Below are 18,144 nucleotides of genomic sequence, written 5' to 3'. Positions count from 1 at the left end.
TTTCTGGAGGGCAACCCCGACCAGCCTTTGATCACCGGCTGCGTGCCAAACACCGTCACCGCCGTGCCGTATCCGTTGCCGGAGCACAAGACCCGAACCGTGCTGCGCAGCCACAGCTCACCGGCCAATGGCGGCTTCAACGAGCTGTCGATCGAAGACCGCGCCGGCCAGGAGCTGATCTACCTGCGCGCCCAGCGTGACCTACAACAGCAAGTCCTCAACGACAGCCGGCTGGAGGTGGGTAACCAGCGGCATGAAATCATCAAGGGCGACAGCATCACGGTGCTGGAGGCAGAAGACCGGCGCACCGTGACTGCCGACCGCAAGGTCGAGCTCAAGGCCAACGATTATTTGCAGGTGGCTCACAGCAGCCACACCCGTGTCGGCCAGACGCTGGTGGCCGAAGCCGGCCAGCAGGTGCACCTCAAGGCCGGGCGAATCTTATCCTCGATGCCGGGGTCAGCATCACCTTGAAAGCCGGCGGCCAGCACATCGTGATCGGGCCGGGTGGCATTTTCAGCAGCACAGAGATTCAAGTCGGCGGTGCGCCGCTTGCGGGCGTCGCTGCGGCTCCACTGCTGCCAGGCATGTTGGAGGAGCTATCTGCGTCACCTCTTTTGGTCCTGGCTCAGCGGCGAGCATTGCAGAGCGCTACCCCACGTTGCGAAATCTGTCAGCAGGCAGAGGAGGAAAGTGCGACATGAGTATTGATTCCCCGGCCAACTACTTGCTGATCGATGGTGTATTGCGTGCCAATGCACTGACGAGCCTGTATCAACTCGATGAGTCGGTTGAAGTTGAACCCTTGTACCTGGGCACGCGATGGGCTGCGCTGAATGATCTTGGCCCCATACTGGTCTCGATTCGCGGTTCATCAGGCTTCGTTAACGAGACATGCCGAAGCGCTACCGGTCAACCTGATGCGAGCCTGCTGTACAGCCTGGCGCCGATGAGTGTCGTAGCGGCTCATTTGCGGCGCTTCATAGCTCCGCCAGATGTGTTGGGCGGCAATGGTTTGCTGCGTTTTGCCGACCCGCTGGTGGCGCGCCATTGGTTGGGCAGCTATCAAGGCGCGCAGCTGGATACCGTGCTTGGCCCTATAGATGCCTGGCACGTTCCTGAACATCCGCATTCCTGGGAGCCTGTTGTATCCCTCGAGTGGCGAAGCATTTTTCGTGCGGCGCCGTCGCCCGAGTGGGTTGATTCATGCGCTCAATTGGGAGAAACCCAATTGGGCGCACTGGATCAGGCGGCACGCTGGCGGTTCATGGAGAAACTGCATCAAAGCCTCGAACAGAGCCTTCCTCAGCACCTCGCTCGAATAGACATAAGCCAGCTGACTCGATGGTTCCATGACCGTCTGAATGAGGCTCAGGCCTGGGGGCTTGGCACCCAGCGCAGCCTCGCGATCTGGGTTGAATACAGCCTGCGCTGGGGCGAGGGTTTTACATTGCGTGCCGATGGACCCTATCAGCAATGGCTGGTCCGTACCCCCGATGCCCCCAGGTTCGCTCCAGAGTTACGTATCCAGCAAATGGACAGCGACTTCGAATTGAACAAGGAACTGTGATGAACCAGCCCACCGCGGAATACTTGCTGAGGCAGGCCAGGCGTAACCAGATGTTCAGCAATGCGCCCATGGGCATGGGCCAGTGCCCCTTGAAACTTGCCGAGGTAGCCATTTTTCCGGTGCGTTATGCGCTGGACGAATCACCATCAGCCAAGGGCAGCCACCAAGGGCCGCATGCCTTGCCCGCCGGCTGGTCCAGGCCACCGCCTGCACTGCAGACCCGCAGCTATACCCTGCGGCAATTGCGCGATGGCTGGCTCTACGTCTGGAACAGCGTCGACCAGACGTTCCATGAATATCAGATACACGGCGAACACTTCACGCGGCACCCGTGGACGGACGTCCAGCTGCATCAGGACGTGCGCCACAACCCGGGCGAAACCCATCCCTACCTGCTGTACCCGCGACGTAGCCAGTTGCGGCTCGCCTATTCGCCGGTGCAATGGACGTGGCGCCTGTGCGAGTTGATGCGCAACAGTGCGACTGCACACAGCCGATGGATGCGAAGCCTGGATCTGCCGGGTTTTTGCCGCACTGGCGAGGTCGCCCATGGCGGCCTGATCACCGAGCTGGGCAATAGCGTGGCCGATATCCTGGTCTACGGCGCAACGCCTCCCGGCTTTACCAGTACGCTATTGCCGACCACCGCGACGGAGCCCGGCGCGCCCTTCAAGGCCGCGTTCGAAGAGGCGCTGGTACGGGGCCGGGTGCCGGAACAGGACACCGCGCTGTTTATCGCCCTGGATGATCCGCTGGCCCTGATCGATGACCTGACCATGAACCTGACCGGTCGCCTCCTAGAGCAAAGCCGGTTTGAAAGCCTGCATCAATACCCGGTGGAAAGCGCAATCGCCGTGCAGCGTTTGTGCGGGTTTGATACCGAGGCGTTTGTGCCCGACGCGCTGACCGACCCGGTGCAACGTCAAGCCTGCAACGATGACCTGTATGCGCTCCTGAAAGCCCAGGATGAAGTCGAGTGCGGCAAGGACCTGGCGTCCGCCGACCAGGTGGGATTGGTGACGCTGGGCGCCACCTCAACCGTGGAAGCCGGCATGGCCTCGTTCAAGGCCAGATGGGGCCAGTTGCCCGATCATCTCCAATGGCAGCAGGCCCTGGAAGAGTGGAACGCCAAGCGCTTGTGGCGCGAAGATGTGCGCTTTGACGACGTACAGCAGTACCTGCGTCAGACCACCGCCGAGGCGCGGCGGCTGCGCGAGCATGGCCAGCGCAGCGAGCGCGACCTGCTGACCTGGCTGGATCAGCTGGGTCCGGGCGCGGAGGCGGTCTACCACGATACCTGCGATGAAGGGCACGCCAGTCAGTTACTGGAAACCGCCCACGCCCTTTACACCGTCCTGGGCAACGGCGAAAACGGCCAACAGTGGTTGTGCGCGCAGGCCCGCCAACCGAGCACCCTGTTCGGCATGGCGCTGTTCAATTTCAATGCCGAAGTCGCCACCTTGATCAGGACCGTGTCGCACAACTTCAGCACCACCGGCAAACTGGACTATCAGGGCCGTGAAGGGGACGGCAGCTCGCCGGTCCTGACGCCTGCCTCGGCGGCGGGCGAGACAAACCTCGCCACTCGCTTCAGCGAAATCAAGGCGGTACTGGACCTGGAGACGCTGCGCAACAGCAAGCTCTACCAGGCCATGAGCAGCACGGCCAGGCAGGCCATGACAACCTTGATCAAGGTCGCCAACCACCAGGCGAAGGAGGCCTGGCACGGGCTCAGTGGCATGTTGCTGCCGGCCATGAAGCAGCAGGCAGGGCTGATCCTCGCCGTGCCCCAGGTGCTGATCTCCAGCGAAATCTCCAGCGCCACGCAACTGCTCTTCAACCCAAACTACCCGCGTGATTATCAAGCCTGGCTGCTGGAGGTCGAGGCCGTCAAGAACAGGATCAACGTCGCCCAAAGGGTGCTGCTGCGCCCCGGCGCGGCGTACGATCAACGCGCCGCGCGCATTGCCCTGCAGGCCCATGAAGCCTCACTGAAAAACCTTTTCCTGAGCCGCCCCAACCAGATCCTCGCCCACGCCTCGGGCCACACGCGGCTTGCGGCGGGGCTGGTGCAAATCAACCACTGGCTCGCCGACCTGGGGCAAAGCGAAGTGCTGGCCCAACTCAAGCTGACAGGCACCTATGAGCACATAACCCGCACGAAAGCCTGGATGAACCAGAACCTGGGCCACGCCCTGCCGGCCCTGTTGGTCGGCCTGAACGCCTGGAACCTGCATCACAGCGCTCGGCAGGCGCAGAACGACGGGCGGTTTTCCGCGCAGGAGTGGCGGGTTGTCGGGGCCAATGCGGCGTATGCGGGCAATGCCGTTGCGGCGTTGTGGGTGGGGCCGGCGTGGAGTCGGGCGGGGGGATGGTTGGTGAGCTGGGTGCGGAAACGCTCAAGGTGGCTCAGGTAGCTTATAAACGTTGGCTGTCTGCCGCTGAACAAGGGCTGGCCAAAGGAGAGGCTGCCAAGGCTGCGGTAGCCAACGAGTTTGCAACGTTTTCGAAAGGGCTGATTTGGCGCACGGTGACGTGGGCGGCCTTGGGGGCTGTTGCGGCCGGGCTTGAGGCTTGGCAGATTTCCCACGAAGTCGAAGGAGCCACCAGCGAAGAAGAGTGGTTCCTGCTTACGTGGAAGAAACATACTGTCGTGGGAATGTCCATTGTTGCTGGAGGGCAACTGGCTGGCGCAGGTCTCGGTTACTGGTTTGGTTTTGCCTGGGTCATGTCCACCCCGGTAACAGTCATATTGGCCGGCCTTGGCATCGCTTATCTGATGATTACCATGGCCGCCAACCGTTACAAACGTGAAGGGCTGCGTCTGTGGCTGCACCGTTGCAGTTGGGGGCGCGGGGCTATACCCGAGTGGCAGGGCGATGAAGGCCATGCCCAACAAATGTTCGCCCTGCTGGAAACCCTGCAACGACCCACCGTGATGGGCAGAGCCTTGCATTACGACGGCGACCGGATGCCGAGCAGGGGGCTGGGCTTCTGGGTACAGATCCAGGTGCCCGTCGCAGTGGCGGGCAAAGCGCTGACCTTGCAACCGTGGCTGGTGGAAAAGAGCCATTTTTCCGAAGGTGATCTGCGCACCTTGAACACCGCCGCCGTCCACGACCAGTTTCTTAACGGCAACTGGGTCGACCCCCAGCAGCTCGGCGAACTGCCCAGCGTGCCCGCCCGCACCGTCAGGCCGGCGGACTTCAGTTATGCCGATACAGACCAGCACCGGCTGTGGCAGGTGTGGGTCGAAACCACGACCCGACGGCCGATCCTGGAACTGGAGATTACCTATCCGTCCGGCGTGCGTCAGCGCTCGGACTTCCGGGGATACATGTTTCGACTGGCGTTGGAATGGACCACGAATGAAGCAGACCGGCTCAACAATGTCTTTACCAGCGAACTGACGCAAGAGAGCGGTGTGCTGCTGGCTAATAAACACATTCAGCCCTTGCAGTTGATTGTTCCCTTGTCAATGAGCGATGAGCGTGACGATGTTTAACTTTAACAAAGCCCTTGAGTTGCCGCCGCAACTGCAGTGGAAATACGCCAATGAGCCCGAATTATTGGGCTGGACGATACGGGCGCGTAATTACAATACGTTTGTGGCTAATTGTATGTTTGCGTTTATGTCTCTGGTGATTATGGGGTGGTCTTATTTTTTGTATGCGACGGCTGATGCAAATGATAGTGTCGCCTCCAAGTTTGTATTTAGCCTGTGTTTCTATATGTTTTTTTCATTTGTGATTTCTTGGATGACCCATCAGCGCATGAATATCGCCTATCGCTTCACGGAATCTGGTGTGGAGTATTGCAAATGGAAAGACTTTCCCAAATGGGTATTGCCGTTTGTAAAGTGGTTTGCGGGCATAACGGCAGTGATGTTTATCTTTCTTGCAACCCTTGATCCTGCGTTCTTGATCGGTGCGCTCATAGGTCCGGGGGGGATGGGGTTGATGTACCTGTCAATGGCGAACTCAAAGAGCTACCGAGAGCTACATACTCAATATCACAATCATTTTTTTCATTGGGATGAACTGACAAAACTAACGATCGCGACAAATAGAGATATGGTGGAGGTTGACTATAGCGTGCCGAAGGAAGGTTCTATTTACATGATCGAAGGGAGTCTGTATGTGTTTTTTAAACGCGATAGAAAAAATGAGGTAGTAACCTTGATCAAAAAACATTTACCGCCTGCCGTTCCTTGTATTGTCGGAAAAGTGGATGTTCTGAACTAATCACGATGCCATGGATGTTTAACCGCAAGCGGCGCGAAACGGCTGATATAGATGTCCGTTCCACAACAGCTCGGCGAACTGCCCAGCGTGCCCGCCCGCACAGTCAGGCCGGCGGACTTCCGTTATGCCGCTACAGACCAGCACCGGCAGTGGCAGGTGTGGGTCGAAACCACGACCCGACGGCCGATCCTGGAACTGGAGATTACCTATCCGCCCGACGTACGTCAGCGCTCGGACTTCCGGGGATACATGTTTCGACTGGCGTTGGAATGGACCACGAATGAAGCAGACCGGCTCAACAATGTCTTTACCAGCGAACTGACACAAGAGAGCGGTGTGCTGCCGGCCAATAAACACATTCAGCCCTTGCAGTTGATTGTTCCCCTGTCAATGAGCGATGAGCTTGACGATGTTTAACTTTAACAAAGCCCTTGAGTTGCCGCCGCAGTTGCACTGGAAATACGCCAATGAGCCCGAATTATTGGGCTGGACGATACGGGCGCGTAATTACAATACGTTTGTGGCTAACTGCATGTTCGTATTTATGTCCGTTGTAATAGTTGGGGCTGGATTCATCATGTACTCCGTCTATAGCGGGATGAGTCAGCCTTGGCGTACATTGTCTTGTGTGTTTTTTTGTACGGCCATGTTTTTGGTGATAGTCGGTATGACCCATCAGCGCATGAATTTCGCTTATCGCTTCACGGAATCTGGCGTGGAGTATTGCAAATGGAAAGACTTTCCAAAATGGGTATTGCCGTTTGTAAAGTGGTTTGCGGGCATAACGGCAGTGATGTTTATCTTTCTTGCAACACTTGATCCTGCGTTCTTGATCGGTGCGCTCATAGGTCCGGGGGGGATGTTGATGTACCTGTCAATGGCGAGCTCAAAGAGCTATCGAGAGCTACATACTCAATATCACAATCATTTTTTTCATTGGAATGAACTGACAAAACTAACGATCGCGACAAATAGAGATATGGTGGAGGTTGACTATAGCGTGCCGAAGGAAGGTTCTATTTACATGACCGAAGGGAGTCTGTATGTGTTTTTTAAACGCGATAGAAAAAATGAGGTAGTAACCTTGGTCAAAACACATTTACCGCCTGCCGTTCCTTGTATTGTCGGAAAAGTGGATGTTCTGAACTAATTACGATGCCATGGGTGTTTAACCGCAAGCGGCGCGAAACGGCTGATATAGATGTCCGTTCCACAACAGCTCGGCGAACTGCCCAGCGTGCCCGCCCGCACCGTCAGGCCGGCGGACTTCCGTTATGCCGCTACAGACCAGCACCAGCAGTGGCAGGTGTGGGTCGAAACCACGACCCGACGGCCGATCCTGGAACTGGAACTGGAGATTACCTATCCGCCCGGCGTGCGTCAGCGCTCGGACTTCCGGGGATACATGTTTCGACTGGCGTTGGAATGGACCACGAATGAAGCAGACCGGCTCAACAATGTCTTTACCAGCGAACTGACGCAAGAGAGCGGTGTGCTGCTGGCTAATAAACACATTCAGCCCTTGCAGTTGATTGTTCCCTTGTCAATGAGCGATGAGCGTGACGATGTTTAACTTTAACAAAGCCCTTGAGTTGCCGCCGCAACTGCAGTGGAAATACGCCAATGAGCCCGAATTATTGGGCTGGACGATACGGGCGCGTAATTACAATACGTTTGTGGCTAACTGCATGTTCGTATTTATGTCCGTTGTAATAGTTGGGGCTGGATTCATCATGTACTCCGTCTATAGCGGGATGAGTCAGCCTTCTTTCTTGCAACCCTTGATCCTGCGTTCTTGATCGGTGCGCTCATAGGTCCGGGGGGGGTGGGTTTGATGTACTTGTCGATGGCCAATTCGAAGGATTACCAAGCCATGCACACCCAATATCATCACCATGCTTTCAAGTGGGAGGACCTTACACAGTTGGCCATTGCGACTAATAGAGAGGTGGTGGATTTAAAATATAGCGTCATTTTGGCGGGGAATGACTATAAGACGAACTGGAGTCTTAATGTTTTTTGCAAACGCAAGCATAAGGAAAGTGTGGCTGATTTCATCAGGCCTTATTTATCTCCCGGCGTGCCCTTCATCAAAGCCAAGGTGAATGTGCCAATGAGCACTGACTGACGGTTGCAGGTGGTAAAAGATCTATTTTGGATGCCAGTTGCTGGTCTTTATCAACAGCACCAGCATTTTTACGTGCAGCCGATAATGGCCATCCTCAGCCAATGATTGCCCTGCTGGAAACCCTGTAACGACACATCATCATGGGCACAGCTTTACGGTTGTCAGCTCGAGAGGTAGCGCAACACCCCGGATCAAATTTCAGGGCATTTCCTTCGTTGCTTGCAGATAACTCCTACATCAATGCGTGGCGCAAAACTCAATACTTCCAGTCGCTTTTAGGGGAATCGGTTCAGGGTCAGTCTGGGATCGATTACGCCAAACCGTAGCGTCGTGAATGGAATTAGTATGCAGCGAGTTCACCTCTGATGAGGTCAGTCCGCAAAGCCCTGATTAGCGGGGCGGATCATTTCTGCGCTACCCGGGATACGGTTTTGCCGCGAGCGCGCTGGAGCCTGGGTCCGGGTGGGTCGCAGCTTGATGAGGTGCTTTGCGGCTACCTCCTCGGACCGGTGCTGATCGCTAGCTTTGGCTGCTTGCGGCAGCGCGATCTGTATGGCAATCAGCGGCAAGTAGTGATGGCCGGCAGTTGTCTGGAAAACTTTCAGTCTGTCGCCAGCACTGGTTTTGCGCGTGAACTCACGCTACAGGACGAGCCGTAAATGTCCTATTCAAGCAAGCTATCGGCTCACTATCTTGAACTCGCGAAGTCAGCTATTGGTGAGCAGTCCTTTGCAGGTGAAGACGTTCGTTTTTCGAGCGAGTTCGAGACGTTGGAAAGCGAGTTGGCCAAAGCCCGATCGATGCATGAAAGCGGGCAGGTTGACTGGCTGAAAGTGCAGGAAGTCGGTGAGGCGTTGCTACGTACTCAGTCCAAGGACTTGCGGGTTGCGAGCTGGGTAACGTGGGCGCTGTACCAGCGTGAGTCCTTTTCCGGCCTGGTGGCCGGCTGTGGGCTCATGCATCACTTGTGTAAGCACTCGTGGTCGCAGATCCACCCGGTCAAGTGGCGAACCCGCGCTGCGGCTGTCGGCTGGCTGGTGCCGCGGCTTGAGCAGGTACTCACTGACAGTGTCGCAATCAAAGAGCAGTTGCCGGTGTTCCGCCAACTGGTTGAACACCTTGAAGGTCTCGATGCCGCCTGCGCAGAGCATCTGGGTGGCGATGCGCCGCTGCTGTTGCCGATCACTCGCCGCTTGAGAAGCAGGGTTCTGCGTGCTGCAAACAACCAGCCAGAGCCTGGTGTGGTGGGCGCAACAGTGGCTCAGGTCAAGCAAGCAGCCACACAGTTGTTTACCCCTGGCGCTACGATCGACAACGAAAAAGACGCCCATAAGGCCCTGCGCGATCAGCAGGAGGCGGCACGGCCTTTATGCGCGTGGTGGCTCAAGCAGAAAGCCACCGACCTGCGGGCCTATCGCCTCAATCGAACGCTTCTGTGGTTACCCATTGACGTCGTCCCTGAACGTAATTCCGAGCAAATCACTGCATTGCGCGGTTTGCCGACGGACAGGCTGAAGGCCTATCAGGCCCAATATGACCAGTCCAAGTACGCCGACCTGCTGGTGGAGCTGGAGGCGAGTGTCGCAAAGGCCCCGTTTTGGTTTGATGGCCAACGGATGGTTTGGGAATGCCTTCAGGGCTTGAGCGCGGAAATGGCGATGCGAGAAGTGGAAATCCATTTCGCGCTGTTGATTCAGCGCCTGCCAGGCATTGTCGAATTGCGTTTTCATGATGGCTCCCCGTTTGCCGATCCAGCCACTCAGGCATGGATCGCCGCCAACGTCATGCCACACCTGCAATCCGCCAGTACGCCGCGCAAGGTCGAAGCCATCGACGCGCAGTCCGCCTGGGAGCTGGCCCTGGAAGAAGCCCTGCCGATTCTGCGCACGGAAGGCCTCAAGGCGGCCGTGCAGTCCCTCAAGCAGGGCTTGCAAGGCGCCCAGGGCGGGCGCGTTAGATTCTTCTGGCAGTTCGCTCTGGCGCGGCTGTGCTTCATGGCAAAAAAGTACGAATTGGCCAAGACCCAGCTCGAAACACTGGACCAGACACTACAGGGCTCGGGCCTTAACGCCTGGGAGCCCGACCTTGTACTGGACGTGCTGCATTTGCTGCATAGCTGCTGCGAGTTGTTGCCACAGAACCATGCCGTACGTGAATGCAAGGAAGAGATTTATCGCAGGCTGTGTCACCTCGATCTCGAAGTGGTACTGCAATAGGCCTCAGGGCCACAACCGCAAGGAGAAAAGCCATGGCCAAAGAAGGCTCGGTAGCCCCCAAGGAACGCATCAACGTCACTTTCAAACCTGCCACCGGTGCTGCCAGGGAGGAGATCGAACTGCCGTTGAAACTGCTGGCAATCGGTGACTACACCCACCGCAAGGATGAGCGCAAGGTCGAAGATCGCAAGCCGATCAGCATCGACAAGATGACGTTCGACGACGTGCTGGCCAAACAAGAGTTGAACCTGACACTTAGCGTACCGAACCGACTGCAGGAAGACAGCGACACGCAAGAGCTGGCGGTGAAGCTGCATGTGAACTCAATGAGGGACTTCAATCCGGCCAGCCTGGTCGAGCAAGTGCCTGAGCTCAAAAAACTGATGGAACTGCGCGATGCGCTGGTAGCCCTCAAGGGGCCGCTGGGTAACGCACCGGCATTTCGCAAAGCCATCGAAGGCGTACTCGCCGACGACGAATCCCGCGCTCGCGTTCTGGGTGAGCTGGGCTTGAGCACCGCCGCTCAGGATGCCTGAGTCCCCATCAGCCAAGGAAGCCAAGACAATGAGCACTAGCGCAGCACAGCAGAACAACAACGAGCAGGGCGAATTCAGCATTCTCGACAGCATCATTGCCGAAACCCGCCTGACGCCGGGCGACGAAGCCTACGACATCGCCAAGCGCGGCGTGTCAGCGTTCATTGAGGAGCTGCTCAAACCGCAGAACGATGGTGAACCGGTCAAGAAAGCCATGGTTGACCGCATGATCGCCGAGATTGATGCCAAACTCAGCCGTCAAATGGACGAAATCCTCCACCACTCGGACTTCCAGTCTCTGGAATCCTCGTGGCGTGGCCTGCAATTGCTGGTCGAGCGCACCAACTTCCGCGAAAACATCAAGATCGAGATTCTCAACGTTTCCAAAGAAGACCTGCTGGACGATTTCGAAGATTCACCGGAAGTGATGCAGGCTGGCCTGTACAAGCACATTTATACCGCTGAATACGGTCAGTTTGGTGGTCAGCCGGTGGGCGCGATCATTGCGGACTACTTCATGACTCCAAGCTCGCCGGACGTAAAGCTGATGCAGTACGTGTCCAGTGTGGCCTGCATGTCCCACGCGCCGTTCATCGCCGCAGCCGGCCCGCAGTTTTTCGGCCTGGAAAACTTCACTGGTTTGCCGGCCCTGAAGGATCTCAAAGATCATTTCGAAGGCCCGCAATTCGCCAAATGGCAGAGTTTCCGCGAATCGCAAGACGCCCGATACGTAGGTCTTACCGTCCCGCGTTTTCTGCTGCGCAACCCCTACGACCCGGAAGAAAACCCGGTGAAGTCGTTCGTGTACAAGGAAACCGTAGCCAATAGCCACGAACACTACCTGTGGGGTAACACCGCCTACGCGTTCGGCACCAAATTGACCGATAGCTTCGCCAAATTCCGCTGGTGCCCGAACATCATTGGCCCGCAAAGCGGTGGCGCGGTGGAAGACCTGCCGTTGCACCATTTCGAAAGCATGGGCGAAATCGAAACCAAGATTCCTACCGAAGTGTTGGTTTCCGATCGTCGTGAATATGAGATGGCGGAAGAGGGCTTTATTTCTCTGACCATGCGCAAAGGCTCCGACAACGCGGCGTTCTTCTCCGCAAGCTCGGTGCAAAAGCCAAAGTTCTTCGGCAACAGTGCAGAGGGCAAGACGGCCGAACTGAACTACAAGCTCGGCACCCAACTGCCGTACATGATGATCGTCAACCGCCTGGCTCACTACTTGAAAGTACTGCAGCGCGAGCAGATCGGGTCGTGGAAAGAACGTACTGATCTTGAGCAGGAGCTGAACAAATGGATCCGTCAGTACGTGGCCGACCAGGAAAACCCCAGCGCCGAAGTCCGTGGCCGCCGTCCACTGCGTGCTGCCCAGATCATCGTCAGTGATGTCGAAGGCGAGCCAGGCTGGTACCGCGTGAGCCTGAACGTGCGGCCCCACTTCAAATACATGGGCGCAGACTTCACCTTGTCACTGGTCGGCAAGCTGGATAAAGAGTAAGCGGAGCCTGACTCATGACTGGATACGGCAGCCTTTTCGAACGCCTGGGTGGCGATGCTGGAAAACGCATCGATTGCAGCCTCGAGTTTTGCGCCATGGCGTCGGTGGCTGCCCATCTGGCCAAGATGTTGAGTACACGTGCGGGCAGTGTGCAAACGCTGTCCGATTACGGGCTTCCCGATCTCAATGACATGCGTCTGAGCCTGCACGACGCCTTGAGTCAGGCCCGTTTGGCTATCGAGAAATTCATAGAAGCCTACGAGCCACGCCTGAGCAACGTGCATGTCATCTCCCTACCGCCTGACCACGAACAGCTCCGCTTGTCCTTCAGCATCAACGCGCTTATGGAAGTTGAGGGTTTCAAGCGACGGGTCAGCTTTGCCGCGCGCCTGGATGGCAACGGCCAAGTCAAAGTCAGCACATGACGGAGATCGAAACAATTTTATTGATTGATCGGCATCGACGTTCGGGACGTTTCTTTAACGCCACTGACCTCACACCTTTCGCGAACAAGAAAAGCGGGTAGCCGACTGTGTCCTTTAACCATTACTACCAAAGCGAACTCACGGCACTTCGCCAGTTAGGCCGCCGATTTGCCGAGCGCAACCCTGCGTTGGCGCCTTTCCTCGGGCAGGCCGGACGTGATCCGGATGTTGAGCGGTTGCTGGAAGGCTTTGCGTTTCTGACCGGTCGTCTACGGCAGAAGCTCGACGATGAATTGCCTGAGGTCAGCCACTCGCTGATGCAATTGCTGTGGCCGAACTACATGCGGCCGCTGCCTGCGTTCAGCATTTTGCAGTTCGACCCGCTGAAGCGCTCCGGACCTGCATTGATGGTTGGGCGCGATACGCCGGTCCAGAGTCAGCAGATCGACGAGGTACATTGTGGTTTCCGCACCTGTTACCCGACCGAAGTTCAGGCACTGGATCTGACCGGACTGACGTATTCGGTGAAGGGCAGTGGTTCGTTGCTGAACCTGCGCCTGGAGATGAGCGCCGACGGCCACCTTGGCGAGCTGGAATTGAACCGCTTGCGTCTGCACTTGGCTGGCGAGCGTTACATCAGTCAAATGCTGTACCTGAGTTTGTTGCGTAATCTGGAAGGTATTGAACTGATTCCGCTCGATAGCGCCGGCATGGCAATCAAAGGTGTCGACGGCAAGCCAATGGCGTTCAAGATGCCATGCAACCGCGTACAACCGGTGGGGTTTGCCGAAGACGAGGCGTTGATCCCTTATCCGCTGAACACCTTCCGCGGTTACCGCTATCTGCAGGAATACTTCGCCTTCCAGGACAAGTTCATGTTCGTCGATGTCCTCGGTCTGGATCTGCTCAAGGCGCTGCCGCAAGACACGCTGAAACAGATGCGGGGACTGGAGTTGCGTTTCGACATTCGCAAGAGCGGCAACCTGCGCATGCCTCCGACCCTGGACAACGTGAAGCTGCATTGCACCCCCATCGTTAATTTGTTCAAGCACGATGCGTTACCGATTCGTCTCGATGGAAAGCAGGACGAATACCTGCTACTGCCCACAGAACATAACCTGGAAAGCTGCGGTGTGTTTTCCGTGGAAACGGTGACCGGCTGGAAGCCCGGCGGCACCGGTTATCAGGAATACGTGCCGTTCGAATCCTTCGAACACGATCCGAGTTTCGACGTGCCCAACAGCCGTCCGCATTACAGCGTCCACCAGCGTTCGTCATTGCTCCACGACGGCCTCGATACCTATCTGAGCTTTGGCATCCGCCACACCGAAGCTCACGAAACCTTGTCAATCGAGCTGATGTGCACCAACCAGAATCTGCCGCGCAGACTCAAGCTCGGTGATATCAACATGGCCTGCGAAGGCACGCCGGAGTTCCTCGGTTTCCGCAACATCACCCCGGTCACCGCAAGTTTCGCGCCGCCGCTGAACGGTGACTTCCTGTGGAAACTGATCAGCAATATGTCGCTTAACTATCTGTCCCTGGCCGACGTCAACGCGCTGAAGGTCATTCTCGAAACCTACGATCTGCCGCGTTACTACGATCAGCAGGCAGAGAAGGTCAGCAAGCGTCTGCTCGACGGGCTCAAGTCGATTGAGCATCAGCATGTCGACCGATTGCATCGCGGTTTGCCGGTGCGAGGACTGCGCACCGAGCTGACCATCGACCCGCAAGGCTATATCGGCGAAGGGGACCTGTTCGTGTTCGCTTCGGTTCTCAACGAGTTTTTCGCGCTTTACGCCAGTCTCAATTCGTTCCACGAGCTACGGGTAAAAAGCACACAGGGAGAGGTGTACCAATGGGCGCCACGTATGGGCTTGCAGCCCCTGCTTTAAGCGGGTTGACCCGGGTAATACGCGAGTATTCGCTGTTTCAGGCCGTACTGCTGGTACTCGACCGGCTGCGTGTGGCTCACCCGTACATGAGCGAAGAGGAGCTGTACGACCAGCTGGAGTTCCAGGCCAACCCGAGTCTGGGTTTCCCTGGCAGCGACGTTGATCGCGTGGAGTTTTTCGAAGAACACGGGCAGATGCGCGCGCGACTGCGATTCAACCTGATCGGCCTGGTGGGGTCCGGTTCGCCGCTACCGGCGTTCTATGGCGAACAGGCTCTGGGCGACAGCGAAGAAGGCAATTCGACGCGCAACTTCCTCGATCTGTTTCACCATCGCCTGCACCGGCTGATGTTGCCGATCTGGCGCAAGTATCGCTACCGCGCGCGATTCCTGAGCGGCGCGCTCGACCCGTTTTCCTCACAGCTGTTTGCCTTGATCGGTCTAGGCGGCGAAGAGATCCGCAAGGCCGGGGAACTGAACTGGAAGCGCCTGCTGCCGTACCTCGGGTTGCTCAGCTTGCGGGCGCACTCTGCGGCGCTGATTGAGGCGGTACTGCGTTACTACTTCAAGCACGAAAACCTGCTTATCGAGCAGTGCATCGAGCGTCGCGTGGAAATGCTCGACGAACAGCGCAATCGTCTGGGTCGTGCCAACAGTCTGCTGGGCGAAGACCTGGTACTGGGCGAACACGTACGCGACCGCAGCGGCAAATTCCGCATCCACATCACCCAACTCGATTGGCAACGCTTTCACGAATTTCTGCCGATCGGTTTCGGTTACCAGCCGTTGCGCGCGCTGGTTCGGTTCACTCTGCGTGACCCGCTCGATTACGACATTCGCCTGGTACTGCGACAGGACGAAATTCCCGAGCAGCGCATCGGCGAGCAGAACGCCTGTCGTCTGGGATGGACCAGTTGGCTGGGCCGCGAAAGAGCGGACGGCGTGGTGACGCTGGGCAGCAAAATTCATTAAGGACAGATGATCCATGATCAACGTAGACCTGCAACAACTTATCCACGCCCTGGATGCCGAAACCCGTCGCGATCTGGAGCGTTCGGCTGAGCGTTGCGTCGCCCGCGGCGGCAGCAAAATCCTGATCGAAGACTTGCTGCTGGGTTTGCTGGAGCGCCCGCAAGGCTTGCTCGTCCGTGCATTGCAAGATGCCGGGATGGACGCCGGTGTATTGAGCGCTGCATTGCACTCCCGGATGGAACACAGCGGCTCGCGCAATCCGGTGTTCGCCCCGGAACTGCTGCAATGGCTGCAAGATGCGTTGCTGGTGGCCAACCTCGAACTGGGGCAGAGCCAGGTTGAACAGGCTGCGCTGATCCTCGCGCTGCTGCGCAACCCGATGCGTTATGCCGGCAGTCGCTACCAGCCGTTGCTGGCGAGGCTGAACATCGAGCGTCTCAAAGAGTTCGCCTTGTCACAGAAAGAACCAGCGGCCACTGGCAAACCCACCGCACCGGGTGAATCGCTGTTGGAGCGTTTTACCCACAACATGACTCAACAGGCTCGCGACGGCAAACTCGACCCGGTGCTGTGCCGTGATGGCGCGCTCCGGCAGATGATCGATATCCTCGCTCGTCGGCGCAAGAGCAACCCTATTGTTGTCGGCGAAGCCGGTGTCGGTAAAACCGCGGTCGTCGAAGGCTTGGCCTTGCGCATCGCCGCCGGTGAAGTGCCCCCTGTGCTCAAAGGCGTCGAGTTGCTCTCGCTGGACGTTGGCCTGTTGCAAGCGGGCGCCAGCGTCAAAGGCGAGTTCGAACGCCGCCTCAAGGGCGTCATCGACGAAGTCAAAGCCTCGCCGCATCCGATCATCCTGTTCATTGACGAAGCTCACACGCTGATCGGCGCGGGTGGCAATGCCGGTGGCTCCGACGCGGCCAACTTGCTGAAACCGGCCCTGGCCCGTGGCGAGTTGCGCACCATCGCCGCCACCACGTGGGCGGAGTACAAGAAGTACTTCGAAAAGGATCCCGCACTGGCTCGTCGTTTCCAGCCGGTGCAATTGCACGAGCCGACGGTCAGTGAAGCCGTCACTATTCTGCGTGGCTTGGCTCAGGTTTACGAAAAGAGCCACGGCATCTACCTGCGCGATGACGCAGTGGTTGCTGCCGCTGAACTGTCCGCCCGTTACCTGACGGGTCGCCAGCTGCCGGACAAGGCGGTCGACGTGCTCGACACAGCCTGCGCCCGTGTGCGCATCAGCCTCGCGGCTGCCCCGGAAAGCCTTGAGCGCCTGCGTAGTGAACTGGCTGAAAGTGGCCGTCAGCGCCAGGCTCTGTGCCGTGATGGAGACGCCGGTTTGCTGATCGATTACCCAGCGCTGAAGGCGTTGGAGCATCGCCTCGACGAAGCCGAAAGCGAAATGATCGCGCTGGAATCGCTGTGGACTGAACAGAAAGCACTGGCCGAGCAGCTGCTGGATCTGCGTCAGCGACTGGCCATGGCCCGTGAAGCCAGCGCCGTCGAGCCGACGATTGAGCAAGGCGCGGTGATCGAATCCCTTCATGCCGATGAATTACAAAGCGTTGAGTCTCTGGAAGCATCGCTGAACGCCGCCCACCGCGCCTTGACCGAGGCTCAAGTAAAAGAGCGTCTGGTGAGTTTCGAAGTCTGCCCGCGCCTGGTGGCCGAAGTCATCAGTGCCTGGACCGGCGTGCCATTGGCGCAACTGGCCCGCGAACACAACACCAAGGTCGCCACTTTCGCCACCGAACTGCGCATGCGCATTCGTGGTCAGGAGCAAGCCGTTCGCGCCCTGGATCGCACTATGCGTGCCACTGCGGCAGGTCTGAACAATCCGCAAGCCCCCGTTGGCGTATTCCTGTTGGTCGGCCCGAGCGGTGTCGGCAAGACCGAAACCGCACTGGCTCTGGCTGACTTGCTGTATGGCGGCGATCGTTTTATTACGACCATCAACATGTCCGAGTTTCAGGAGAAACACACTGTGTCGCGCCTGATCGGTGCGCCACCGGGCTATGTCGGTTACGGCGAGGGAGGCATGCTCACTGAAGCGGTGCGCCAGAAACCGTATTCCGTCGTCTTGCTTGACGAAGTCGAGAAAGCCGACCCGGACGTGCTGAACCTGTTTTACCAGATCTTCGACAAAGGCGTGGCCAACGACGGTGAAGGACGCGAAATCGATTTTCGCAATACGTTGATCCTGATGACCTCGAACCTGGGCAGCGACCGCATCATCGACCTCTGCGATAACGGCGCGCGGCCCGCCGCCGAAGTGCTGGAAGAAACCATTCGCCCGATACTCAGCAAACACTTCAAGCCGGCTCTGCTGGCGCGCATGCGAGTGGTGCCTTACTACCCGGTGGGAGGTCCGGTGCTGCGTGAACTGATTGAAATCAAACTCGGCCGGCTGGGCGAGCGTCTGAACCGTCTTCAGCTGGCTTTCACCTATTGCCAAAGCCTCGTCGATCATTTGGCCGAACGCTGCACGCAGAGTGACAGCGGCGCACGCCTGACCGACCACTTGCTCGATCTGCATGTGTTACCGCTGGTGGCCGACCGCTTGCTCGATGCGATGGCCTGCGGTGAAAGCCTCAAGCGTGTGCATGCCACGCTCGACGGTGGCGCCAGCGTGATTTGCGAGTTCGCCTGAGGTGGGTG

At 57.7% G+C, this 18,144-nt stretch carries 15 protein-coding genes and 1 pseudogene; all 16 read left to right on the top strand.

Annotated elements, in window-relative coordinates; genetic code table 11:
• A pseudogene (locus tag AD668_RS29715) lies at positions 1–704 on the top strand (type VI secretion system tip protein VgrG); the annotation flags it as partial.
• Positions 701–1,570 (top strand): DUF4123 domain-containing protein, encoded by an 870-nt coding sequence (locus AD668_RS28180; RefSeq protein ID WP_053164470.1) that lies wholly within the window; start codon positions 701–703, stop codon positions 1,568–1,570. The pseudogene AD668_RS29715 and the gene AD668_RS28180, both read left to right, overlap by 4 nt.
• Positions 1,570–3,987 (top strand): toxin VasX, encoded by a 2,418-nt coding sequence (locus tag AD668_RS28175; RefSeq protein ID WP_053164468.1) that lies wholly within the window; start codon positions 1,570–1,572, stop codon positions 3,985–3,987. Before AD668_RS28180 ends, AD668_RS28175 begins: the two co-directional genes overlap by 1 nt.
• Positions 3,942–5,075: a hypothetical protein gene (locus AD668_RS30165; RefSeq protein ID WP_053164466.1), complete on the top strand. Its 1,134-nt coding sequence runs from the start codon at positions 3,942–3,944 to the stop codon at positions 5,073–5,075. The genes AD668_RS28175 and AD668_RS30165 overlap by 46 nt, the downstream gene beginning before the upstream one ends.
• Complete coding sequence (locus tag AD668_RS28165; RefSeq protein WP_053164464.1) at positions 5,068–5,814, top strand: hypothetical protein; 747 nt, start codon at positions 5,068–5,070, stop codon at positions 5,812–5,814. The genes AD668_RS30165 and AD668_RS28165 overlap by 8 nt, the downstream gene beginning before the upstream one ends.
• A 51-nt stretch (positions 5,815–5,865) precedes the next feature.
• Positions 5,866–6,231, top strand: coding sequence for a hypothetical protein (locus tag AD668_RS28160; protein WP_053164462.1), 366 nt, complete (start codon positions 5,866–5,868; stop codon positions 6,229–6,231).
• On the top strand, positions 6,224–6,964 hold the full coding sequence (locus AD668_RS28155; RefSeq protein ID WP_053164459.1) for a hypothetical protein: 741 nt from the start codon (positions 6,224–6,226) through the stop codon (positions 6,962–6,964). Before AD668_RS28160 ends, AD668_RS28155 begins: the two co-directional genes overlap by 8 nt.
• Positions 6,965–7,015: 51 nt before the next feature.
• Entirely contained in the window at positions 7,016–7,387 is a 372-nt protein-coding gene (locus AD668_RS28150; RefSeq protein WP_053164457.1) for a hypothetical protein, read from the top strand.
• A 300-nt stretch (positions 7,388–7,687) separates the two neighbouring features.
• Positions 7,688–7,942 (top strand): hypothetical protein, encoded by a 255-nt coding sequence (locus tag AD668_RS30435; protein WP_371259849.1) that lies wholly within the window; start codon positions 7,688–7,690, stop codon positions 7,940–7,942.
• 659 nt (positions 7,943–8,601) lie between these two features.
• Positions 8,602–10,158: a type VI secretion system protein TssA gene (tssA, locus tag AD668_RS28130; protein WP_053164449.1), complete on the top strand. Its 1,557-nt coding sequence runs from the start codon at positions 8,602–8,604 to the stop codon at positions 10,156–10,158.
• 32 nt (positions 10,159–10,190) lie between these two features.
• The gene (gene tssB, locus AD668_RS28125; RefSeq protein WP_053164447.1) at positions 10,191–10,694 is read left to right on the top strand and encodes a type VI secretion system contractile sheath small subunit; all 504 of its coding nucleotides are present in this window, start codon (positions 10,191–10,193) and stop codon (positions 10,692–10,694) included.
• A 28-nt stretch (positions 10,695–10,722) separates the two neighbouring features.
• Positions 10,723–12,198 (top strand): type VI secretion system contractile sheath large subunit, encoded by a 1,476-nt coding sequence (gene tssC, locus AD668_RS28120; RefSeq protein WP_053164446.1) that lies wholly within the window; start codon positions 10,723–10,725, stop codon positions 12,196–12,198.
• Between the two features lie 14 nt (positions 12,199–12,212).
• Entirely contained in the window at positions 12,213–12,623 is a 411-nt protein-coding gene (gene tssE / locus AD668_RS28115; protein ID WP_053164444.1) for a type VI secretion system baseplate subunit TssE, read from the top strand.
• Between the two features lie 107 nt (positions 12,624–12,730).
• Positions 12,731–14,518, top strand: coding sequence for a type VI secretion system baseplate subunit TssF (gene tssF, locus AD668_RS28110; protein WP_053164442.1), 1,788 nt, complete (start codon positions 12,731–12,733; stop codon positions 14,516–14,518).
• A complete protein-coding gene (tssG, locus tag AD668_RS28105) occupies positions 14,482–15,489 on the top strand; it encodes a type VI secretion system baseplate subunit TssG (protein ID WP_053164441.1) in 1,008 nt (335 codons plus the stop codon). The genes tssF and tssG overlap by 37 nt, the downstream gene beginning before the upstream one ends.
• Before the next feature lie 13 nt (positions 15,490–15,502).
• Positions 15,503–18,136: a type VI secretion system ATPase TssH gene (tssH, locus tag AD668_RS28100; RefSeq protein ID WP_053164439.1), complete on the top strand. Its 2,634-nt coding sequence runs from the start codon at positions 15,503–15,505 to the stop codon at positions 18,134–18,136.
• Positions 18,137–18,144 lie beyond the last annotated feature (8 nt).

Source organism: Pseudomonas sp. P1.8 (genome assembly GCF_001269805.1).
Classification (GTDB): domain Bacteria; phylum Pseudomonadota; class Gammaproteobacteria; order Pseudomonadales; family Pseudomonadaceae; genus Aquipseudomonas.
The sequence above is the reverse complement of the archived record's forward strand: the minus strand, read 5'-3'. Positions and strand labels throughout refer to the sequence as shown.

Coding starts and splice junctions, on each gene's coding strand:
- AD668_RS28180 (WP_053164470.1), top strand. CDS start 701: ATGAGTATTGATTCCCCGGCCAACTACTTGCTGATCGATGGTGTATTG.
- AD668_RS28175 (WP_053164468.1), top strand. CDS start 1,570: ATGAACCAGCCCACCGCGGAATACTTGCTGAGGCAGGCCAGGCGTAAC.
- AD668_RS30165 (WP_053164466.1), top strand. CDS start 3,942: ATGGTTGGTGAGCTGGGTGCGGAAACGCTCAAGGTGGCTCAGGTAGCT.
- AD668_RS28165 (WP_053164464.1), top strand. CDS start 5,068: ATGTTTAACTTTAACAAAGCCCTTGAGTTGCCGCCGCAACTGCAGTGG.
- AD668_RS28160 (WP_053164462.1), top strand. CDS start 5,866: ATGTCCGTTCCACAACAGCTCGGCGAACTGCCCAGCGTGCCCGCCCGC.
- AD668_RS28155 (WP_053164459.1), top strand. CDS start 6,224: ATGTTTAACTTTAACAAAGCCCTTGAGTTGCCGCCGCAGTTGCACTGG.
- AD668_RS28150 (WP_053164457.1), top strand. CDS start 7,016: ATGTCCGTTCCACAACAGCTCGGCGAACTGCCCAGCGTGCCCGCCCGC.
- AD668_RS30435 (WP_371259849.1), top strand. CDS start 7,688: ATGCACACCCAATATCATCACCATGCTTTCAAGTGGGAGGACCTTACA.
- tssA (WP_053164449.1), top strand. CDS start 8,602: ATGTCCTATTCAAGCAAGCTATCGGCTCACTATCTTGAACTCGCGAAG.
- tssB (WP_053164447.1), top strand. CDS start 10,191: ATGGCCAAAGAAGGCTCGGTAGCCCCCAAGGAACGCATCAACGTCACT.
- tssC (WP_053164446.1), top strand. CDS start 10,723: ATGAGCACTAGCGCAGCACAGCAGAACAACAACGAGCAGGGCGAATTC.
- tssE (WP_053164444.1), top strand. CDS start 12,213: ATGACTGGATACGGCAGCCTTTTCGAACGCCTGGGTGGCGATGCTGGA.
- tssG (WP_053164441.1), top strand. CDS start 14,482: ATGGGCGCCACGTATGGGCTTGCAGCCCCTGCTTTAAGCGGGTTGACC.
- tssH (WP_053164439.1), top strand. CDS start 15,503: ATGATCAACGTAGACCTGCAACAACTTATCCACGCCCTGGATGCCGAA.